The 20,105-nt window shown below is 34.9% G+C and carries 21 protein-coding genes; 16 read left to right on the forward strand and 5 right to left on the reverse strand.

Translation table 11 applies throughout. The features are described from left to right. From C6H17_RS09115 to C6H17_RS09170, 13 genes are all read left to right on the forward strand, one after another. A partial coding sequence (locus C6H17_RS09115; RefSeq protein WP_233714112.1) for an ATP-grasp fold amidoligase family protein occupies positions 1-866 on the forward strand: 866 nt, incomplete at its 5' end. 294 nt (positions 867-1,160) lie between these two features. Next, the gene (locus C6H17_RS09120; RefSeq protein WP_040463305.1) at positions 1,161-2,948 is read left to right on the forward strand and encodes a Na/Pi cotransporter family protein; all 1,788 of its coding nucleotides are present in this window, start codon (positions 1,161-1,163) and stop codon (positions 2,946-2,948) included. Between the two features lie 465 nt (positions 2,949-3,413). Next, the gene (locus C6H17_RS09125; protein WP_020996006.1) at positions 3,414-5,516 is read left to right on the forward strand and encodes a TonB-dependent receptor domain-containing protein; all 2,103 of its coding nucleotides are present in this window, start codon (positions 3,414-3,416) and stop codon (positions 5,514-5,516) included. A gap of 364 nt (positions 5,517-5,880) precedes the next feature. After that, positions 5,881-6,303: a hypothetical protein gene (locus C6H17_RS09130; RefSeq protein WP_005219601.1), complete on the forward strand. Its 423-nt coding sequence runs from the start codon at positions 5,881-5,883 to the stop codon at positions 6,301-6,303. Between the two features lie 9 nt (positions 6,304-6,312). Next, complete coding sequence (locus tag C6H17_RS09135; RefSeq protein WP_005219603.1) at positions 6,313-6,609, forward strand: YkgJ family cysteine cluster protein; 297 nt, start codon at positions 6,313-6,315, stop codon at positions 6,607-6,609. 612 nt (positions 6,610-7,221) lie between these two features. Then, the gene (locus C6H17_RS12265; RefSeq protein WP_020996004.1) at positions 7,222-7,362 is read left to right on the forward strand and encodes a hypothetical protein; all 141 of its coding nucleotides are present in this window, start codon (positions 7,222-7,224) and stop codon (positions 7,360-7,362) included. Between the two features lie 254 nt (positions 7,363-7,616). Then, on the forward strand, positions 7,617-8,039 hold the full coding sequence (locus C6H17_RS09140; protein WP_005219608.1) for a hypothetical protein: 423 nt from the start codon (positions 7,617-7,619) through the stop codon (positions 8,037-8,039). After that, positions 8,029-8,319 carry a YkgJ family cysteine cluster protein gene (locus tag C6H17_RS09145; RefSeq protein WP_005219610.1) on the forward strand — a complete coding sequence of 97 codons (291 nt, stop codon included), beginning with the start codon at positions 8,029-8,031 and terminating at the stop codon, positions 8,317-8,319. The genes C6H17_RS09140 and C6H17_RS09145 overlap by 11 nt, the downstream gene beginning before the upstream one ends. Positions 8,320-8,379: 60 nt before the next feature. Next, positions 8,380-8,697: a hypothetical protein gene (locus C6H17_RS09150; RefSeq protein ID WP_020996002.1), complete on the forward strand. Its 318-nt coding sequence runs from the start codon at positions 8,380-8,382 to the stop codon at positions 8,695-8,697. A gap of 8 nt (positions 8,698-8,705) precedes the next feature. Next, the gene (locus C6H17_RS09155) at positions 8,706-10,019 is read left to right on the forward strand and encodes an ATP-binding protein (protein WP_020996001.1); all 1,314 of its coding nucleotides are present in this window, start codon (positions 8,706-8,708) and stop codon (positions 10,017-10,019) included. After that, a complete protein-coding gene (locus C6H17_RS09160; protein ID WP_005219621.1) occupies positions 10,009-10,389 on the forward strand; it encodes a hypothetical protein in 381 nt (126 codons plus the stop codon). The genes C6H17_RS09155 and C6H17_RS09160 overlap by 11 nt, the downstream gene beginning before the upstream one ends. 9 nt (positions 10,390-10,398) lie before the next feature. Beyond that, positions 10,399-10,746 carry a hypothetical protein gene (locus C6H17_RS09165; RefSeq protein WP_005219622.1) on the forward strand — a complete coding sequence of 116 codons (348 nt, stop codon included), beginning with the start codon at positions 10,399-10,401 and terminating at the stop codon, positions 10,744-10,746. 13 nt (positions 10,747-10,759) lie between these two features. Next, the gene (locus C6H17_RS09170; RefSeq protein WP_005219624.1) at positions 10,760-11,128 is read left to right on the forward strand and encodes a hypothetical protein; all 369 of its coding nucleotides are present in this window, start codon (positions 10,760-10,762) and stop codon (positions 11,126-11,128) included. Between the two features lie 181 nt (positions 11,129-11,309). Here C6H17_RS09170 and ruvC read toward each other — a convergent pair whose 3' ends face one another. From ruvC to fabG, 4 genes are all read right to left on the reverse strand, one after another. Then, the gene (gene ruvC, locus C6H17_RS09175) at positions 11,310-11,786 is read right to left on the reverse strand and encodes a crossover junction endodeoxyribonuclease RuvC (protein WP_005219626.1); all 477 of its coding nucleotides are present in this window, start codon (positions 11,784-11,786) and stop codon (positions 11,310-11,312) included. Beyond that, positions 11,783-13,873, reverse strand: coding sequence for a hypothetical protein (locus C6H17_RS09180; RefSeq protein WP_020996000.1), 2,091 nt, complete (start codon positions 13,871-13,873; stop codon positions 11,783-11,785). The genes ruvC and C6H17_RS09180 overlap by 4 nt, the downstream gene beginning before the upstream one ends. 24 nt (positions 13,874-13,897) lie before the next feature. Next, on the reverse strand, positions 13,898-14,776 hold the full coding sequence (locus tag C6H17_RS09185; protein WP_190318790.1) for a class 1 fructose-bisphosphatase: 879 nt from the start codon (positions 14,774-14,776) through the stop codon (positions 13,898-13,900). A 142-nt stretch (positions 14,777-14,918) separates the two neighbouring features. Further along, complete coding sequence (fabG, locus tag C6H17_RS09190) at positions 14,919-15,662, reverse strand: 3-oxoacyl-ACP reductase FabG (protein ID WP_005219629.1); 744 nt, start codon at positions 15,660-15,662, stop codon at positions 14,919-14,921. A 184-nt stretch (positions 15,663-15,846) separates the two neighbouring features. Between fabG and C6H17_RS09195 the strand changes: the two genes are divergently transcribed. Next, positions 15,847-18,255, forward strand: coding sequence for a tetratricopeptide repeat protein (locus tag C6H17_RS09195; RefSeq protein ID WP_005219630.1), 2,409 nt, complete (start codon positions 15,847-15,849; stop codon positions 18,253-18,255). A gap of 210 nt (positions 18,256-18,465) precedes the next feature. On the opposite strand, the gene C6H17_RS09200 is transcribed toward C6H17_RS09195, so the two are convergent. After that, positions 18,466-19,140: a hypothetical protein gene (locus C6H17_RS09200; RefSeq protein WP_223808387.1), complete on the reverse strand. Its 675-nt coding sequence runs from the start codon at positions 19,138-19,140 to the stop codon at positions 18,466-18,468. A 114-nt stretch (positions 19,141-19,254) separates the two neighbouring features. On the opposite strand from C6H17_RS09200, the gene C6H17_RS09205 reads away from it, so the two are divergent. Both C6H17_RS09205 and C6H17_RS09210 read left to right on the forward strand, forming a co-directional pair. After that, positions 19,255-19,467 (forward strand): hypothetical protein, encoded by a 213-nt coding sequence (locus tag C6H17_RS09205; RefSeq protein ID WP_005219632.1) that lies wholly within the window; start codon positions 19,255-19,257, stop codon positions 19,465-19,467. Between the two features lie 209 nt (positions 19,468-19,676). Further along, entirely contained in the window at positions 19,677-20,072 is a 396-nt protein-coding gene (locus C6H17_RS09210; protein WP_020995999.1) for a DUF4878 domain-containing protein, read from the forward strand. The last annotated feature ends 33 nt before the right edge of the window (positions 20,073-20,105 follow it).

Raw genomic sequence — 20,105 nt, forward strand, 5'->3', positions numbered from 1 at the left:
AAGCAATACAGAATCTAGAACCCACACAAAACACACCACAAAATCCTATACCTAACCAAGCAACACAGAATCTAAACTCACTTCTTGCTAAAGATTCCCTACTTTTCCAACCTATTGACACACTCACACAAGAACTCTTTAATACAAACTCTTGCCCTTATTTACCAAAACTCTATGGAATCTATAAAAGTGTAGATGAGATTGATTTCTCTAAACTACCACAAAGCTTTGTGTTAAAGACAAATCACGATTGTGGTGGTGTAGTCTTAGTAAAAGATAAAGACACTTTTTTAAAAGATTCTAAAAGCTTTAATGAAGCTATGACTAAACTCATAACGCATTTAAACACAAACTTTTACACACTTTATAGAGAATGGCATTACAAAGACATAGAGCCTAGAATCTTTGTGGAGGAGATGCTACTAGAGATAAGTGAAAATGGGGAAGCTAAAGTGCCAGAAAATTATCGTATGTTTTGTTTTGCTGAAAAAATCTTTATACAAGTAGATGATGCAGACTATGCTCACACGCACAAAAGGTGGTTTTATGATGAGAAATGGACTTTTCAACATTTTAGTTACAATATGCCAACTCTTAGCAACGATATTGCAAAGCCAAAGATGTTGCACGATATGCAAATAATCGCAAAACACTTGACATCAAGCATTGGGTTTGTGCGTGTGGATTTGTATGCAACAGATCACAAAGTGATAGTTGGCGAACTAACTTTTACACCTGTTGGTGGCACGGGCAGATTCACACCACAAGAGTGGGATAGAAAGCTTGGAGAGTTGTGGCAACCAAACCCATGCAAACAATATGAAGCATGTGCAAATAACTTGTTGAGTTGTAGTAAAAGCTTATAAAGAATTAAAAGAAATGAATGTTTTAATAAAACTTGACAAGCTTGTTTTTTGCTAATATTGAGAACACACATACATTAATCAAAATATAAAAGTCTTATTTGGTGGGGTTTTGTGGTTGCTGGTGTGTATGGTTAAGTTGGGGGGGGGGGGGTAAGATCAAGATAGATAAAAATAACAAACCTTAGAATCTAAACACAACGCAAACTTATAAAAAATTCAAGCAATAATTACAAAAAATTCGATATAATGACAACTTTATGACTATGTGTAATGTTAAATTATGGTGGTGTGGCTATGTTGGCTAGGTTTCAATCTTTAATACGACAATATTCTATAACTATAATGGTGATTATTGTAATCTATGCGTTGTCAGTGAATGAGCAGCTTGGGAAATTATGTGCTGGGGTTGCTATTTTGCTTTTTGGTATGCTTTTTCTAGGCGATGGGTTTAAGGCATTTTCTGGTGGATTTTTGGAAAAAACACTTACAAATTCCACAAAGACATCACTTCGTAGCGTAATATTTGGCACGATTGTTACCACGCTTATGCAGTCATCAAGCCTTGTTTCAGTTTTATCTATCTCATTTGTGAGTGCCTCTCTAATCACTTTGGTGCAGGGTATTGGCGTGATGTTTGGGGCAAATCTTGGCAATACGACTGGTTCATGGCTTATCGCTGGGGCATCTTCGATCAGCATTTCATCACTTGCCCTGCCGCTTATTGTTGGTGGTTTGCTTTTTAGTTTTCAGGGGAATTTACTTTATAAAGGTGTAGGCAAGATTCTAGCGGGGCTTGGCTTCTTTTTCTTGGGCGTGTTTTATATTAAGGCTGGTTTTGAGGGCTTTAAAGATGTTATGGACTTATCTCAATATGAGCTTGAAGGCTATAAGGCAGTGCTTGGCTTCCTTTTTATCGGCGCATTGATTACTTCTATTATCCAAAGCTCACATGCTACACTTGCGATCATTATTACCGCATATTTTGAGCAGCAGATAGGTTATGAGCAGGCTTTAGCTGCGGTGCTTGGCACAAGTGTTGGCGGGGTGGTAACTGCTCTTGTAGCTTCACTTAGCACAAATATTGAGGGGAGAAGATTAGCGGTTGCAAATTGTATTTTTAACTTTACAACCGTGTTTATTGTGGCAGTGTTTTTTAACTACTTTGTGATGATAAATGATGCGATTTCTAATGCTATTGGTTTGGGGCAAGATTCTATTCTTAGACTTGCCGTATTTCATACACTTTTTAACCTTTTTGGTGTGATATTGCTTATCGCATTTATACCAAAGATTGCTAACTTTCTCACTAAAACTTTAAAAGGACACAATACAGGTGAAAGTGTGCCTTTATTTATCAATGATAGCATATTGCCATATAAAGATACTGCGCTTGAAGCACTTGACAATGAAGTCAAGCATCTCTATGATAATGCTTTTGCGATTATTTCTCATACGATAGGATTCTCTAGAGCAGACATTCGCTCTACAAAAGAGTTTGATGAGATAAAAAACAATAAAGACTGGTTTAAGCAAACCTTTAATGTTACTGAGCTTTATAATACGCAAATTAAAGTATTGTTTAATGCGATTATGGACTTTTCCACAAAGTTACAAACTTTTGCAAATGAAACGCAATATGTTGAACGCATTGTAGCATTACAGATTGCCTCAAGGAAAATCGCAGAAGCAACCAAAAATATCGGTTTATTACAAGCAAACATGAAAAAACATGCAACAGGCAATAACCCCGCATTGCAAAAAGAATATGATGATATGCGTTTGGAGTTAGGACAGCTTTTGCGTATGATTGAAGAGATTAAACACGCACCAAAAGAAAGTCTGGAAGCTCTAAAAGATGACCTTAAAAAACAAAAGAAGTTTTTTAAACAACAGGATAAAGACGCCTTTAATGTCGTAGAAAAACTGATACAAGAAAATGCGATTAACGCGGCTAATGGCACTTCGCTTTTGAATGATTTATCATTTATTCACAATGTAGCAAAAGAACTCATTAGTGCGGCAAATCATATCTATGGCATGTCAAATATCAAGGCAGTTGGCAAAGCAAATATGCAGGATTAGGGGCTAATAAGTGTTGCTTTAGACGCTTATTTTTTGCAGATTCTCTAGTTTGATTTATCACTATGGTTTCTTACACTTAATTCCATGTTTTGCTATCTTTTTGCAATTTTGCTTTATTGTTTTATATTGATAGCAATCCTAGAGATTGAGCTTTATATATTTAACCTAAGCTTATACAAAATAATACAGGACCAGATCTTAAAATTAGAGTTAGTCTTAATTGAAAACTAATAAAATCTTATGAATATCCAATATAATGAGAGAAAATATATTGCAATTTATTTATGGCAAATAAATGATATTGAGAAAATATGGGTAAAAAATAGAATCTACAACGGGGCATACATGCTTCATTAATCAATATAATTTTTAGTTATAATGCTTGAAGCGTTTTTTGGATAGATTACTCACAGATTCACATAAGCAAAAATATGTTTTATATGTTGCAACAAATAAGGAAATAATATGACAAGAATTATATGTGCTTTACCAATGATATTTTGCATTGGCTATGCACAAACTAGCACAATAGATTCTGATACTGAAGCATTAAACATACAAAATAATAACGAAACACAAAATACCGCACAGAATAACAGCACGATACACAATCTCTCACAAGACACACACAATAATAAAACAACACAAAGCATACAAAAAAGGGCGAGTTTATCTCCTGTTGTGGTTGTATCGCAATGGAAAAAGGATAGTCTAAATTCGCCTTTAAGCATTGAGTTATATGGCAAAGATACAATGCTTCATAATGGCGATATAGCAAAGTCTATGCTATCTATCCCCGGGTTTTCTATGACTAGAAAAGGTGGCGGGGGCAGTGAGATATTTTTCCGCTCACAAGGGGCTTCAAGACTTCCTATCTTTTTAAATGGCGGTAGCTTAAATGGTGCATGTGGTGGCAGAATGGATACGACAATCACCTATACTTTTCCAGAGAATTATAATAGAATCAGTATCTATAAAGGACCACAAGATGTGCGATATGGGGCGTTAGTTGCTGGTGGAGTGCTATTTGAGAGAGATATAACAAGGCTAAAAAATCCAAGCTTTCATGCGGAAGCAAGTGGGCTTTATGGGAGTTTCAATCGCCTTGATATAAACGCAAATGCCCTTATAGGTAATAAATATGGCTCACTTCAAGCCATACTCTCGCATTATTCTGCTGATGATTATAAAGCAGGGGGTAATAAAAGCGTGCATTCAGCATATAATAGGGAATCTATTAGTCTAATCGGCACGATAACACCCACAGAAAATGCGGCAATAGAGCTTGATATAGATATGGGCAGGGGCTTTGCATCGTATGCAGATAGGGGCATGGATGCTCGCACTTTTGATAGAATGTCTTATAATCTCAAGTATCAGCAACACTTCAATGAGACCTTTGATTTGCTTGATATACGCGCTTGGTATAATGAAATAGATCATATTATGGATAATTTCTCTCATCGATCTACTAATGGAGTGTATAAACTAAGCAATCCAAAAAGGACAAATATCGGCGGTAGAATTGAGAGTAAATTCTATATTAATGATATGTTTGAGTTATATATTGGCTCAAGTTACAACAACGATTCTCATGTTATAAGAATGTCTGGGAATACAAATAGTGAAAATGAAGCAAATGCTACGCTAAATACGCCTTATAAAGCAAACTTTCTTTTTGAAAATGCGGGAGTTTTCACACAAGGGGCGTATTTACCAGATTCTAGCTTTGCTATTTTCTTTGGTGCTAGATATGATTATGTATCAACCCTGCAGCATGACACAAAGACAAGACTGCATAATAATCTTTTCAGTGCGTTTAGTCGCTATGAGCAGTATTTGGGGAATGCTACAATGTATGCAGGACTTGGTGTAGCACAGAGAGCACCAGACTTTTGGGAGAGAAGTAAAAGTGGCGGTATGAATCTAACCGCTGAAACAAACACGCAAGTTGATATGGGGATAGTCTATAAAGATACAAACTATAATGGAAAAGCAAGTATATTTGCTTCATATATGCCTGATTATATTGCCCTGTATTATGGGACTAGCACGAGTGTGTTTAATACAAATGCTATGCTTTTTGGAGGTGAGATTGAGGGGGAGTATGTCTTTTTAGATTCTATCCATCTTTATGGTTCTCTAGCTTATACTTACGGACAGAATCTTACTTCATATTATGGCATAGATTCTGTATTAAAAGCTGGGGCAGCCTTACCACAGATTGCACCATTGCAGGGGCAATTCTCCCTTTTTTATGATAGTAATAATTGGTTGTTGAGATTTGATGTGCTATTTAATGCAGCACAATATCGCTATGCGCTAAATTTTGGAAATGTAGTTGGCAAGGATTTTGGAGAAAGTAAAGCCTTTGCTACACTCAATCTTTATGGTGGCTATACTTTTAAAAATGTAACCCTACTTGCAGGTATAGATAATATCACAGATACACTCTATGCCTATCATCTCTCAAAATATGGGAGTGAAGCTAGTCTTGGTGTAGCACCTATGAATAGAGTCTATGAGCCGGGCAGAAGCATTTGGGCAAAGCTAAGGGTGAGATTGTGAAATCAAACTAGGATATTGGATTTACCCATTACAAATTCATCGTAATTGATAGTATTCAAGTTGTATCCTAGACCTTTAAACTAGCACAAATTGCTGATTTGTTAGCCATTATCATGCGTGACAGAATGAATGATAGCAGCATAAAAGTCATCTCATACCATGTAACTCAAAATAAAAAGTTATCACAACATCTAATGCTATATTTTGTCATTTTATTTTTCTTTTCTACTTAATTTGTTATGCAGAAATTGTAAATATGATTAAGTTATTTGGGCTTCTTATTTACCCTTGACTTGTTTTTTTTTTTTTGTAGAATGCAATCCCACAAGACTTGTTCTTGATAGATTATTTTAGGAGTTTTTGTATGTTTTTGAATCTACTTGAAAAAGATGAAAAAGTGGCGTTTTTAGAGATAGCACACCATCTTGCATGGAGCAATAATGACTTTTCTGATACGCAAAAAGCAGTGATTGCGACTTATTGCTTAGAAATGCAGATTGATGATATTAGCTATGATAAGAATTGTGAAGATAGCTTTAGTCTTGCAAAAACACTTGCAAAAGTAACAAAACCGCAAAGCCAACGCATTATGTTGCTAGAGGCTATGGCATTGGTATTTGCAGAGCATGTTGTGCATGTGGATAATATCCACCCAGAAGAAAAAAGAGTGATTGATGAGATGATAAAAGCCTTTAATCTTACAAAAAATCACGCATTAATCTATAGCGAATGGACTAAGGCTGTGTTATCTCTCACTACGCAAGGCAGGGCGTTAATCGCTCTATAAGGTTATACTATGAAAGAGATTCATAATACAGGTTTTCCATGCACTAGTTGTGGTGCGTGTTGTAAAAATATAGCTGGTATCAAGGAGTTGGAATCTTTTGACTTGGGTAATGGTGTATGCAGGTTTTTAGATTCTAATAATATGTGCAGTATTTATGATTCTCGTCCTAGTATTTGCAGGGTGGATATAATGTTTGAAAAAGTGTATTTCAAGCATTATAGTAAGGAAGAGTTTTATAGGTTAAACATAGAAGCTTGTAAAACTTTGCAGGAAAAAGAGTCGGTAAAAGATGAGTTAAGATTGTAGAAATTTTGATTTATTTTTTACTAAGTTGTGTTTAAGAAAGGATAAATTATGGCATTACCATTATTAGCTGCTGCGGCTGCTACAACGATAAAGATTGGAATTGACATAATGATAAAAAAAGGTCGATAGATTTATCTTTTAACATAAAAAGGAGATGTTATGGCGTTACCAGTAATAGTTGCAGGAATAATTGCAAGTAAAGTGGCACAGATTGGCGTTGAAGCATTATTGAAAAAATAATGTTTCTTAGTGAAAATTGTTTATGTTTGAATATGAAAGGATAGACTATGGCATTACCAATGTTGGCTGCAGCAGCCATTTCAATGGTTGTAGGTAAAGCAGCAGAATCTGCAATAGATTCTATTTTGAATTAGGCAATAAGTTTATTAATAGTGATATAAGGAGAAAACATGGCATTACCATTGTTAGTAGCGGCACTTCCTATGGTAGCTGGTGCTGTGGCAGGAGCGGCTGCTCGAAGTGTTACTAAAAAAGTGCTTAAATAAAAGTATCTTTTATATAGCAAAGCTAAAGGTTTAGGATTTTAGGTATGCAAATGATATTAAATAATATTGTTTGCATTATGATTGGTTTTTAAGTAAGGAGAATGTTATGGTGGTTGGTTTGACAAAAGGAGAGGGTCCTTGGGGACCATTTGAAACAGATAATCCATTAGTAGAAGGTGCAATAGCTGGTGCTATAATAATTGGTGCTGCTGGGCTTTGCTGGAGAACTATCACGGGTGGAAAATAATCCCCCCCCCCCCCATTTATATGTGAAATAAAGCTGGAATGCTAGATATTTCACTTGCTACAATCTCATAGCATTTATAAGGTTAATTTCACATTTTTAAACACTAATATAAACGATGCGGTTTTATTAGCCATATTTGTTATGCAGAAATTGTCAATATGATTAAGTTATTTTAGACTCTTATTTTTGCTTGACTTGTTTTTTTTTTTTTTTGTAGAATGCAAACCTACTATATTTTACTTTAAGGGTTTTTTGTGTTTTTAAATCTACTTGAAAAAGATGAAAAAGTGGCGTTTTTAGAGATAGCACACCATCTTGCATGGAGCAATAATGACTTTTCTGATACGCAAAAAGCAGTGATTGCGACTTATTGCTTAGAAATGCAGATTGATGATATTAGCTATGATAAAAGTTGCGAAGAAAGCTTTAGTCTTGCAAACGCATTTGCAAAGATTAAGAATCCACGAAGCCAACGCATTGTGTTGCTAGAAGCTATGGCATTGGTATTTGCAGAGCATGTTGTGCATGTGGATAATATCCACCCAGAAGAAAAAAGAGTGATTGATGAGATGATAAAAGCCTTTAATCTTACAAAAAATCACGCATTAATCTATAGTGAATGGACTAAGGCTGTGCTATCTCTCACTACGCAAGGCAGGGCGTTAATTGACTTGTAATTTTCCTTGCACGCAATGTGGGATATGCTGCAAAAATATCTCGCATATCATGGAATTACAAGCATTTGATTTAGGCAATGGAGTGTGTAAATACTTGGATTTAGATTCTAATATGTGTAAAATCTATGATGATAGACCAGAGATTTGCAATATAGAATCTATGTATAAAAAGCATTTCTATAAGTTCTATACGAAAGAAGAATTTATACGACTAAATATAGAATCTTGTAATGCCATGCAAGAGCGTTTTGGGATAGAGGATAGATTTAGGATTAAATAGTTCGCTATAGCTATACTTTAGGTTATAGCTTGTTTGTGAAATATTATTGAAAGGATGAATATGCCATTACCATTTTTAGCAGCTATACCAGCACTTATTGCCGCAGCTTCTACTACTACGCTTGTAGTAGGAGGTGCTGTTGCGGCAGTAGCTGTTGTGGCAACCATTGGTGCGTTTCTCAATGCAGTTAAAAAACTCATAAGAAAGTATGGTGGGAAAAAAGCTGTTGTTAATAAGATAAAGCGAAACCTAAACAACAAAGCCTACAACGATGTGGATATTGGTATTTATGATGATTATGACAACTATCTTGGAATAGCAGAGATTCAAGTTTCACGAGATGTAGATGTAAGACGCGGTGAAGTAATTTATTCTTAGGCTGATATATGAAGTGCGAAGTTATAATTATAGAAAATGACTTTTCTGGGCAAGTCGATAAAGTGCAGTTAGATAGCTTTTCTGCGGATATTAAGGCAGTGCTATTAAGAGAAGATTACGATTTTGTTGGGATTAAAGAGTTAGGCTTCTTTGTGCTATTTGATAGTAATGCAGATAATAAACTACATATCGACAGGCAAGGCTATAAGGCAAGTAAGGAAGAAGATGTTAGCATATCCCTTATGAAAAGTAGGCTAAATAATGTAATCAATAAATACATAGTAGATTCTAAATTTTTAGGTATAAATGCTAGATTCTATCTTGGTATAAATTGCACGCAGACTTTACACGATAGATTAAATGGCATAGATACAAAATCTAATCTAGCCACCATGAAGCAGCAGCAAGGTGAAGATAAAGCTAGTATAAATCTAAAGCTAGAAAGCCCACGCTACAAAATGGGACAAATAGAGCTAGATAAAAAGACTAGAAAAAGCATTGAAGAAACCATTTTGCTTGTGCAAAAGCAGGGCTTAATCTATGATGAATGGGGCTTTAAAGAAGTAGATGGTATCGCAAAAACCATTATCAATTTTCATGGGAAGCCCGGGACTGGTAAAACAATGAGTGCGCATATTATCGCAGATGCACTGGATAAAAAGATTATAAATAGCAATTATGCAGATATAGAATCTAAATATGTAGGCGATGCGCCTAAGAATCTAGTAGCAGCCTTTGACTTAGCACAAAAGCATGATGCCGTGCTATTTTTTGATGAAGCAGATAGCTTTTTAGGGAAGCGAATCTCAAATGTAACTCAAAGCTCAGACCAAGCTATGAATGCCCTAAGAAGCGAGCTTTTAAAACTTTTAGAAGAGCGACCTGTGATAGTTATATTTGCGACAAACTTGCTTGATAACTATGATAAGGCTTTTCATAGCAGGATTTTGCAGTCAGTTGAGTTTAAATTGCCAAATAAAAAGCAAAGGATAGCCATTATCAAAAAGCATATCCCTGCTAAACTTTATGAGAAAGGAGCAAAAGAGCTAGATGAAGATGAGTTAGAAAAATTGAGTGAAATTGCAGATGGATTTTCTGGGCGTGAGATTAAAAACTCTGTGTTAAATGGGCTTATTAAAGCGGCAAAAGAGGATACACTTCCTACTTTTTTACATTTTAAAAGGGCGTTTAAGAAGTATAAAGAAGAGTTTGATAAATCTCATGAGTCTGAAAATAAACGGAAAGAGTTAGGAAATCAAGTAAGAAAAAACCTAAAAAAAGGTAATTACAAAATGGTTAAGGAGAAAAAATATGGTAAATAATGCGATCATGGAGAAATTGTTGAAGTTTATCAAGGAAAATGACATTGACTTGTCGGCTTTAAATGAAATGCTTAATGCAGATACTTTTTTAATGGCTTACTATCATGAAGACAAAGAGCAAGAAAGCTACTCATTTAGGGAAGCGATAAGTTGGATAAAGAAGTATTTTGATCCCAAATTACATACTTCTGCAAGTATTACAAAGGAGGTTAGGCAGGATGGAACTATAATTCTAAATTGTTGTTTGATAAACAAAGATGGCGAGGCATTGACAAGACCTAAAGATCGATTCTTAAGGGTAACAACAAGGAATATTTGCCAAGATTTAAAAGATAATTTTGGTGATAAAAATATGATAGTGATTAAGTAGGAGATAGTTATGGATATAATTGATGCTATTATAGGGTTGTTTAATGCTATATGGTCTTTTGTAAAACGAACATCTGTAGAGATTGTAAATTTTGTTAAAAATATTGTTTTATGGTTTAAAGAGCCAAGCATACTGCAAACGTTGAAACAAAACAGAAAGCTGCTTGCAGTTTCTATTAAAAAGAATTTAGAGGCTAATAATTACAATGTTATTAATTGTCTTTATGATACTGAGAAAGAGGATATTGTGGGTGATTATGATGTTAGCAATCAGTATGCAGATGGTATTGAGAGTAAAGGCTTAGATTCTGAAACTAAGAATAGTTTTGGCGATAAAGATATGATTATCCTTAAATAGTAAAGAGGTATGTATGGATAGTGTTGTATTAATAAGTGTCGTATTAGTTGTTGTAGTTGTCATAGTTGCTTTTATGTTTTTTAAGAATAGGAAAGATTGTCCTTTTGAAACTATAGAGCAAGATACTCTTACGATGAAAGAAGTTATAGAATTTTTTAAACAAGATGAGGTTTTAAAGATATTAAAGGAAAATAGAAAGTTGTTGGCTGTTGCTATACGAAAAAACTTGCCTGACAATAAAATGCGACTTATTTTAACACTTTTTGACACAACCAAAGAGGATGTGATTGAATTTCCAAGCGCAAAAGCTTATATTGTAAAAACGCTAGATTCTGACTTAGAGCAAAATTTTGGTGATAAAGAAATGATTGTATTAAAGTAGTCAATATAAAAATTATTGCAAGATAAAATTGCAATAATTATCGCTTTAAATCTAAAGAGATAAAACACCCTTTTTAGATACACTAGGTTTTGCAAGATTAAGATTCACAAAAATTCACATTTTATAAGCTAGATTATTTTCATATATTTTTAAATTTTGCTTTTAGCAAAAATATTAAGTTTTATCTCCCATATCTTAATGCTTGTGCGTGGGTAAGGGCTACGGCTAGGGCATCGCTAATATCTAGCGGTTTAATATCGCATTGCAGTCGTAACAAAACTTTTACCATATAGGCGACTTGCTTTTTATCGGCTTTGCCATTACCTGTTAGAGACTTTTTAACTTGCAGTGGCGTGTATTCTGCGAAGTTGCCTAAATCTTGCAGGATTTTTAGACTGATTGCCCCGCGAAATTGTGCGAGTTTAATCACACTTTTTGGATTATACGCATAGAAAATATCTTCCATTGCTACCTCATCGATTTCATAATTCTTTAAGATAAGATCAATGCCCTCGATAAATTCTACAATCTGGCTTTGAAGCTCCCTTGTCTCAATCTTAATAATACCTGCATCAAGCAGACTAGCCTTGCCAGATTCTACACTAATCACGCCATAGCCGCAATTCCTGCTGCCCGGATCAATCCCTAAAATAATCATAAGTCTAAATAATCCGTGCCGCCAATTTTAGCAAAGCTTACTTCCATATTCTTTGGGATAGCCTTTATAATCTTATCAAGGAAGCACTGCTTTAGCAGTAAATCCCCGCAAATAAAGACTTCTTGTATCCCATAATTTAGCATCATATCGCCCGCTAATGTGCCGATAAACTCCGCTAAAGAATCTATAACCCCATAGCATAATAGCTCATTTTCCACTCCAGCAAGCTGAAAGCTCATCACGCTACGCAAGATTCTCGCATAATCTAGCACGATAGAATCGCCCATTCTAATAAGCTTATAATCAATGCGTGGTCCCCTATCTCTTACACAGCGATTCGCATACTCTAGCACACTCGATTCTATCCCTAAGATCTGTTCTATAAGCAGTGAAATATCAAGCAAATTAGTTGTGATTTTACTCTCTCTAGTCGCATTTGAGGGCGTGATAAGATTAAGCAAACCAAGCTTTTCTAGCTCGCTTTGTGCTAGATTCCATTGTGATACAATGTCCTTGTTTGCCTTTGTGAAGTTAGCAATCAATTTATCACCATTTTTATAGCTATGCAAAGTCTCTAAATGTGTGTATAAATCAGTGGAAAAAGAAATATCTAAAATGCGTTGCAAACTAGATTCTGTATCTTGTAGTTTCTCAATCAAAAATTCACTCTTATGCGTGGTGGATAAAAAGGGGATAAATCTAGCAGATTTTGCCTTATTGCTTTTAAGTAAGGATGAGAGATTTTTATGTGTTTGTAAATGACTTAAATAAATATGTTCTGCTACGCTATAAGTAGATTCTAACATGTTAGCTTTATCTGTATAGCTGTATGGATAGGCATCTTTGTAGCATAAAAGGGTGCTAGATTCTAAAGGATTTTTGTTTGAGTTTTGTTGATTAAAATCTTGTGTTATAGAATCTGATTCTATAAAATCTACTTGGGGCGTATAAAATAGATAGGATATTTCATGATTTTTTTGTAGATATGAAAGCAGTAAAAGCACTATAATATCACAAGATAATCCTGCAAATATCGTATTTGAGCCAAACTCTTTTACAAAAACTTCTTTACATTGTATGCTTATAAATGGCTTTTCAAAACTTGCTAACATGCTTTTTTGTGCTTCACTCATACGCAAGTAGCTTTGTGCGGAATCTAATGTGCTGAAAAGAATGAATGGAATCTCTTTTTTGCTTTGTGCTGTATTTTTTAGCGAGAGTGTGAAAGAGATAGAGTTTCGCTGTAATGTAATATTTGCATTATTTAAAAGTGTCTTAGCAAGAGATTCTATAAGTTCGTATTTTATGAAATGCTGCATTTGTGCTTTGCTTAGTGTGTTTAGCTCTTTTATATTTATCGTATTTAGATTAAGTGATTCTAAATGTAAAAAGTCTGTAAGTTGTAGCGTATTTTTAGTGGTGCAATTTGGTGATTCTAGATTCCTAGATGTTTCACTTTGCTCAACATGACAAGCATTAGGATCTAGATTTGTATTATTTTGTGTTCTAAAATCCGCACTCAACCCATAAGGAATAGATTCTAAATCCTCATAAATCAATGCGTGCATTTCATCTACATTTGGTATCAAAAGAGATGGGGTTTGTTTAGATTCTAAAGATTTGCAATCCTTAGTATGCGTTTTTGTAGTATGAGATTCTAAGTCATTTTTACTTGTTTGTATCATTATGCAATCTTTAGAATACAAGCCATTAAACTCATCTATACCAAGCTGTGTAATGTCTTTAAAAGTAAAGTCAAGCCCCAGTGGTAATTTGGAGCTAAGAGTGTCTGCTAGACTTAATATAGTGTTAGAATCTGCTTGTATATAAATGTGAAATTTGCCTTTTTCATTATCGCTATAAAATAATTCCTTAATATTTTCACTCTTAAATTCACATAATAGGCGGATAAGAATGCCCTTTAATGCCTTGCTATATAAGCTATCTTTACGCACAAAGGTAAAGACGCATTGCAGTATTTGCGTATTGTCTAATGAATTTTGTGTGTCATATTTATGGATTTGGATCTGTTGTGATGGATCGCCGATAAATAGAATCTCTTCATTTTCTTCTTTTTTTTGCTGCATTACTTCCTCTAAAGATTATAAAAGTTATGATTTATAGACTTTTTGCACGATTTGCATTTCACTATTACTACCAAAAAAGCAAGGTGTGCTATCATGTATAGAATCTGTGTGTATATCAAGCAGCCTTTCACTACCATTACTCGCCATGCCACCAGCACACTCAAAGATATAGGCAAAAGGAAAGACTTCAAAAAGATTCCTAAGCTTTCCTTGTTTAGAATCTGTTGTAGCAGGATAGCTAAAAATGCCCCCGCCCTTACATAGAATCTGATGCAAGTCTGCTACCATGCCACCACTATATCGCAGTCTATACCCTTTGAGAAAAAAGCTTTCTACCAACTCTTTATGCTTTGGATACCAATGTTTTTGTGTGCCACCGGGTGAGTTTAGTTTGCCCTCATCTCTTAGCTTTAGATTCTGTATAAACTCCCATGTATGCTTTGTGTAGTCATACAAATAGTGCATACTTTTAGAATCTTTTGCTACAACCATTTCTAAACGCGGACCATAGAGAAAATAGAGTGAAGCTACAAGATTTTTCGCTTGAAATTCATTTGCATAGATTCCAAAAATACTGCCGATAGTGAGATTGCTATCCATAAGCGATGAGCCATCAAGCGGGTCGTAAGCGACAAGAAGCGATTGTGATTTATTCAGCGTATCATTATCATAGCCGTATTGATTCTGTTTTAAAAGGGTAGCTTCATCTCTCTCTTCACTAGCAAAGCCCTTGATATTTAGCTCCCCTAAAATATCGCCAAAAAGTTTGTCTGCAAGGATATCAACTTTTAGCTGATTATCACCGCTTGTATTCTCTGTATCGCTGTATTCGACATTTCTTTTTTGTAGTAGATTTGCAACTTGGACTGCACCTATTTGCAATACTGCTATAATCTCATCGATCGCATAACTCATTGTATTCCTTTCACTAGCTTTTAAATCTGTAATATTAGCATGTTTATGTGTGTTTCACGCTTTTAGTTATGACTTAAAAATGCTAGATTTACAACGCTAGATTAGTAGGGAACGCTTACAAGATTCTAGACTACATATACAACCCACCATTTACTTTCAACACTTCGCCTGTGATATATGTGGCATAATCACTTAATAAAAACGCAACTGCATTTGCGATCTCTTCTGGTTTGCCAAGTCGTGAAAGTGGGATATTTTTTGCATATTCAGCTCTTACTTCTTCGCTTAATCCAGCAGTCATATCTGTCTCAATAAAACCGGGTGTAACGACATTAAAGCGGACATTTCTAGAGCCAGATTCAAGTGCAAAGCTTTTAGTCATGGCTATCATACCGCCTTTACTCGCTGCATAGTTTGTCTGCCCGGGATTTCCTTTTTCTCCAACGATTGAAGCGATATTTACGACACTTCCATGTCTTTGCCTACTCATAATTTTTAATGCTTCTCTACAACCAATAAAGCAAGACTTCAAATTCGCATCAATCACACTTGAAAAGTCATCTATACTCATACGCAAGGCAAGTTTATCATTTGTAATACCCGCATTATTCACAAGATATGAAAGCTCCCCATCACTCTCTTTAATGAGATTTAAAGCCTTAATGAAAGCCTCTTCATCTGTCGCATCAAAGGCGATTACTGCTGCCTTTCCGCCTTTAGATTCTATCTCGTCTTTAAGTGCGTTTGCAATCTCTGGCTTACTACGATAGTTAATCCACACTTTCAAACCAAAACCCGCTAAAGTCCGTGCGATTTCTGCACCAATACCCTTACTTGCACCTGTGATTAAAACATTCTTACCGCTAAACTGCATTATATCTTTCCTTTAAAACAAAATATCTTTTTGCAAATTTTTACAAAAAAAGGATTATAGCATAGCAAAAAAAATAAAATACCCTTTATAAAATGCAAGAAAAAATAGTAGAAAAACATAATGTTTTATCGTATAATTGCATACATTAAACCACATAAAAAGCGTAGAAATAAAGGATACTTACTTGCGACTCACACATTCTATTATTCTATTATTATGCTGTTTTATGCCGCTTTTTGGCTTAGATATGAAACTGAATTATGGCAAAGAAGATAAAGAGACTTTTGCAGTTTTAAACCTGCGTAATGAGCATCCATTCAGCTGTGAATCTAAGCTAAAAATAAATGGTGATGTAGAAAAGATTCTATGTAGAATAGTAGGTATCCCACAAAGTGGATTTAACCCCACAAAAAGCCCAATGCTAAGCTTTAGCTACACTATGGAAGCAAAAAAAGAAGATGATGAAAAAAGGGCTATGATTATAGAGATTACCCCAGCAAAAGGGGTAAAAATGCAGTTATTCTCTGTCTTTAGCGATCTAAAAACAGAGAATCCAATCCCTGTAACAAGGCAGACAGATTCTAAAAGCTATCAAATAGTAGCCTATTATAAAAAACTCCCATTTCTAAAACCTGATGAGAATCTTGAAAAAAGAGATTCCATTAACTTCCCTGTATCTATACCAAAGACTGCAACGCCTACTATTAGTGAGCTTGATATAAATCGCAAACCGCTTGATTATATCGCAGGTAAAGACCTTGATGCGTTTTTAGAGATACGAGAACTTATGAATGCTAGAAAGTATCCAGAAGCCCTTGAGAAAATCGCAAAAGCATTAAAAATGTATCCAAATAGCCTTTTTGCAAAAGACATGGTGTATTATACAATCATTGCCCTAAGCCATTCTAAAAGTAAAGAATCTCAATCTTATTTAGCAGAAGCCGCAATCCCATGGATAAAAGCCTATGCAAGTGATGATAAGATTCCAGAAGTTATGTATCTTTTATCTAAAACTCTTTTAGCACAAAATAAGATGAAAGAAGCTTACTATTATCTTAATAGAACCATTGAAGAGTATCCAAAAACTCGCTATGCCGCACTCTCAAAAATGCAAATCGCAAATACGCTAAAATCTCCAAGCGATATAAAACGCGCACCACTTATTTATAGGGAAGCCTATCAAGAGGCACAAGACCTTGAAGCCGCAGGAGAGATAGCTGTGTCATGGGCGAAATTTAGCTTAAGAGATGAAGATACAGAATATGCAAATGAGCTATTGCATAAGGTATATAGCGTATTTCCCGCATTTTTCCTTATCGACAAAGACGCTACAATGGAGCTTTTAGATGAGTTAGAGGAAGTAGAGCAATACACTATGGCAGCACCCATTGCTGCATATCTAAGTGGAAATGTGCCTTATAATAGCGAGTTACACGCAAAGCTTTTAAATAAATCTTCAGAGTTTTACACAAAAATCGGGGATTTTGATATGGCACACAAACTGCATTTAGACTTCCTGCATTATCACCCAAATGATAAATTAGCCCAAAAAGTGAAAGAAAGAGATGATTCTTTATTATTCCAAGTAACAGGCGATTATAAAACAAAGCTTGAGCGATATAACTATGTCCTTGCCAACTATCCAAATACAGAGAGTGCGAAAAAAGCCTTAGAATTAAAAGCAAAACTCTATCTTGAAAACAAAAAATATGAAGAGATTTTACAAATGCAATCTCTTTTGCCAAAAGATTCTGAAGTAGTCCAAGCCGCTATTGATAATCAAGTTGCAATCTTTTTAAAAGAGAATAATTGCGATGGTGTAGCAGGTGTGCTTAGTCGTGCAAGTAAAGTAAAACTTAGCACAAGCGAGAGTTTGCAAGCCTTTGAATGCCTTTATAATCAAACTGCATTTAAAAAGGCACATGATCTTTTCTCTGGATTATATAAGCATATACAAGATGGTGGAGAACAGCTAAGATGGCTTTATTTAGAATCTAATACGCTTTTTGCACTTGGGCAGAATAAAGAGGCGATTAAAGCGGGGCGAGATGTCATGGACTTAGCCTTTGCTATGGGGCAAACGCAATATTATGATATTAGCTTTAAAATGTTTCATGCCTTTTATAATGATGAGGCAACAAGACATGAAGCGATAAATTTAAGTAAGAAAATGGATAAATGGTTTCCAACAGATAGACGCATGCTAGAAGTGCATTTCACATTATTAAATGAAGCCGAACATAAAAAAGACCCCCTTGCCACAAGCACAGAGGCACGCATAATCATGGCTTTGCAGGATAAGATAAAAGAATATGATTACAGCCCTTATGTAAATTTTATTTATGTGAATACTTTGATGAATGAGAATAACTATACAGAAGCCCTAAAGCAACTAGACCGCATTAAAGATTTTAAAATGACAACTGATGATAGACAGCAAAGATTCTATAAAATCGCTACGATTAACTATACGCTAAAATACATGGACAATAGCAAAAAAGCCCTTGATGCTTGTGTAGAACTCGGCACAACTTCTGCTTGGGGAACTCTCTGCAATAACGCCCTTTCCTTGCATGATAATGGTTTTGAGTAGAATATAGAATTGCCACTTAAAAGGTGCAATGTAGCAAAAGTCCAAAAACAAGTGATTGGACTTGAAAGACATATAATCTCTTTTTCAAAAGTCTATGTTTCGTATTAATCACTTAATTGATAAGATCTAGCTATGTTAGAGACAGGATTTTAGAATATCTCCCTATGAGTTATAGCTCAAAAAACCAAAAATAAAAATTTAGAATCCATATCACAAAAACTTCGGCGGTAATATACGCAAACCAAAGCTTACAAAATCAAGTCCGCCATAAAAAGCATTTCCATAAGTTGCATCAAGCTGCAACATATCTTGCACAAGCCATGTTCGCAGTCCCACTTGATACATAACTGGATCAAAACGACTATAATAGACTTCACCGATAGCATACAAACGAGATACTATCTCTGTTTCTAAGCCCACACCAAGCGTATAGATTCCCTCCATAAGGCTTTGCAAATTATATCCCACATTCACATGCAATGCAATCTTAGAATCTAAAAATAAAAAAGTAGCAGGGATATAGGCATATATCTCGTTTGCATTATCCGCCCCAAAGAGATAATTATGAATATTCCCAACCGCAATGCCAATGCCCCAATCTTTCTCATCCGCATCAACAAAAAGCTTTTTTAGCTGAAACTGCACAGAATTAGACTGCAATCCTATCATACCGCCAAGCGTGATTTCAGTCCCCCAAATAAGATTACAACTAGGCAAACTCCATAGCTCACTATCACCTTGTGCATGTAGCTCAATCCATGTCTCCATTTGACAATGCCCTTTTGCCACAACCCTTGCATCATCGGTATTAAAAGGTCTTGCCGCATATAAACTCATCACATATATACATGGCAATATCAATAAAAATGCAACTTTTTTAAACATATCTATATCGCTTTTTGTAGTTTTTAAACAACTCATTATAACAAAAAATATTTTTAGGATAGAATGCGAATTGTAACAAATATGTTAGGAATACGCAGTTAAAAAGGAAATGCAATGTTTCAATATAAATTGATGCTATTTGGATTCCCAGATTTATGCAGGGATTATGATGATGTGTTGTTGCATTTAAAGCAAGTCCCACCACAAAGAGCAGTAACTGAAACGCTTGAGCAATGCTATCTCATCGATATGCAAACAGGACATAAATATGAGATTAGCTTTGATAATAAAGGGTTGTTTGTAAAAGATTTTAAAGAGAGAGAATGAGTATTTGAAATCTGACTGATTATATTCTAAGCGATAAAAAGTGGTTTAGAATCTTAGTATTATTGAATTTTATAAATCTTTTTAAATCACATAATCTCTGGTGTATTAAACTATCTAAAGAGCAAAAAATAGCGTGTTTTTAAAATTTATTAAGCAATTCTGTATTTTTATATTATAGTCTCAAGCATTTTACTTTTTAAGGGGTTTTTATGAAATCTAGATTTGCAGTTTTTAGTGTTATATTTGCTTTGTTTTCAGTATTTTTTGTTGCGTGTTCTAGTTCAGATCCAAAAGATGTAGCGATATCGTTTTATAAAGCAATGGCTAATGGTGATGAGAAAGGTGCGGTAAAACTCATACATATAGAAGATGAGAGTAAAAGAGATGAGTATGAGGGCAAAATCGCATTGACAGCAGGATTAGTGAAAGACAAGGTAACAAAAAAAGGTGGTATAAAAAATATAGAGGTAACTGAAGAAAAGATTGAGGGCGATAAGGCAGAGATCACGCTAAAAGTTAGCTACAATGAGTCAGATAAGACTGAAACTAGAAAGGTTAAACTTGTAAGAGTTAATGGAACATGGATGATAGGCGATTCAAAGTAGTATATAAGTCTGCAATCTATCATATCGAAAAGA

It is taken from the genome of Helicobacter rappini, from assembly GCF_900198625.1.
GTDB lineage: Bacteria > Campylobacterota > Campylobacteria > Campylobacterales > Helicobacteraceae > Helicobacter_A > Helicobacter_A rappini.

Excerpts from the sequence above, each read along its gene's own strand:
- C6H17_RS09120 (WP_040463305.1), top strand. The coding sequence starts at position 1,161 with ATGTTGGCTAGGTTTCAATCTTTAATACGACAATATTCTATAACTATA.
- C6H17_RS09125 (WP_020996006.1), top strand. The coding sequence starts at position 3,414 with ATGACAAGAATTATATGTGCTTTACCAATGATATTTTGCATTGGCTAT.
- C6H17_RS09130 (WP_005219601.1), top strand. The coding sequence starts at position 5,881 with ATGTTTTTGAATCTACTTGAAAAAGATGAAAAAGTGGCGTTTTTAGAG.
- C6H17_RS09135 (WP_005219603.1), top strand. The coding sequence starts at position 6,313 with ATGAAAGAGATTCATAATACAGGTTTTCCATGCACTAGTTGTGGTGCG.
- C6H17_RS12265 (WP_020996004.1), top strand. The coding sequence starts at position 7,222 with ATGGTGGTTGGTTTGACAAAAGGAGAGGGTCCTTGGGGACCATTTGAA.
- C6H17_RS09150 (WP_020996002.1), top strand. The coding sequence starts at position 8,380 with ATGCCATTACCATTTTTAGCAGCTATACCAGCACTTATTGCCGCAGCT.
- C6H17_RS09155 (WP_020996001.1), top strand. The coding sequence starts at position 8,706 with ATGAAGTGCGAAGTTATAATTATAGAAAATGACTTTTCTGGGCAAGTC.
- C6H17_RS09160 (WP_005219621.1), top strand. The coding sequence starts at position 10,009 with ATGGTAAATAATGCGATCATGGAGAAATTGTTGAAGTTTATCAAGGAA.
- C6H17_RS09165 (WP_005219622.1), top strand. The coding sequence starts at position 10,399 with ATGGATATAATTGATGCTATTATAGGGTTGTTTAATGCTATATGGTCT.
- C6H17_RS09170 (WP_005219624.1), top strand. The coding sequence starts at position 10,760 with ATGGATAGTGTTGTATTAATAAGTGTCGTATTAGTTGTTGTAGTTGTC.
- ruvC (WP_005219626.1), bottom strand. The coding sequence starts at position 11,786 with ATGATTATTTTAGGGATTGATCCGGGCAGCAGGAATTGCGGCTATGGC.
- C6H17_RS09180 (WP_020996000.1), bottom strand. The coding sequence starts at position 13,873 with ATGCAGCAAAAAAAAGAAGAAAATGAAGAGATTCTATTTATCGGCGAT.
- fabG (WP_005219629.1), bottom strand. The coding sequence starts at position 15,662 with ATGCAGTTTAGCGGTAAGAATGTTTTAATCACAGGTGCAAGTAAGGGT.
- C6H17_RS09200 (WP_223808387.1), bottom strand. The coding sequence starts at position 19,140 with ATGTTTAAAAAAGTTGCATTTTTATTGATATTGCCATGTATATATGTG.
- C6H17_RS09205 (WP_005219632.1), top strand. The coding sequence starts at position 19,255 with ATGTTTCAATATAAATTGATGCTATTTGGATTCCCAGATTTATGCAGG.
- C6H17_RS09210 (WP_020995999.1), top strand. The coding sequence starts at position 19,677 with ATGAAATCTAGATTTGCAGTTTTTAGTGTTATATTTGCTTTGTTTTCA.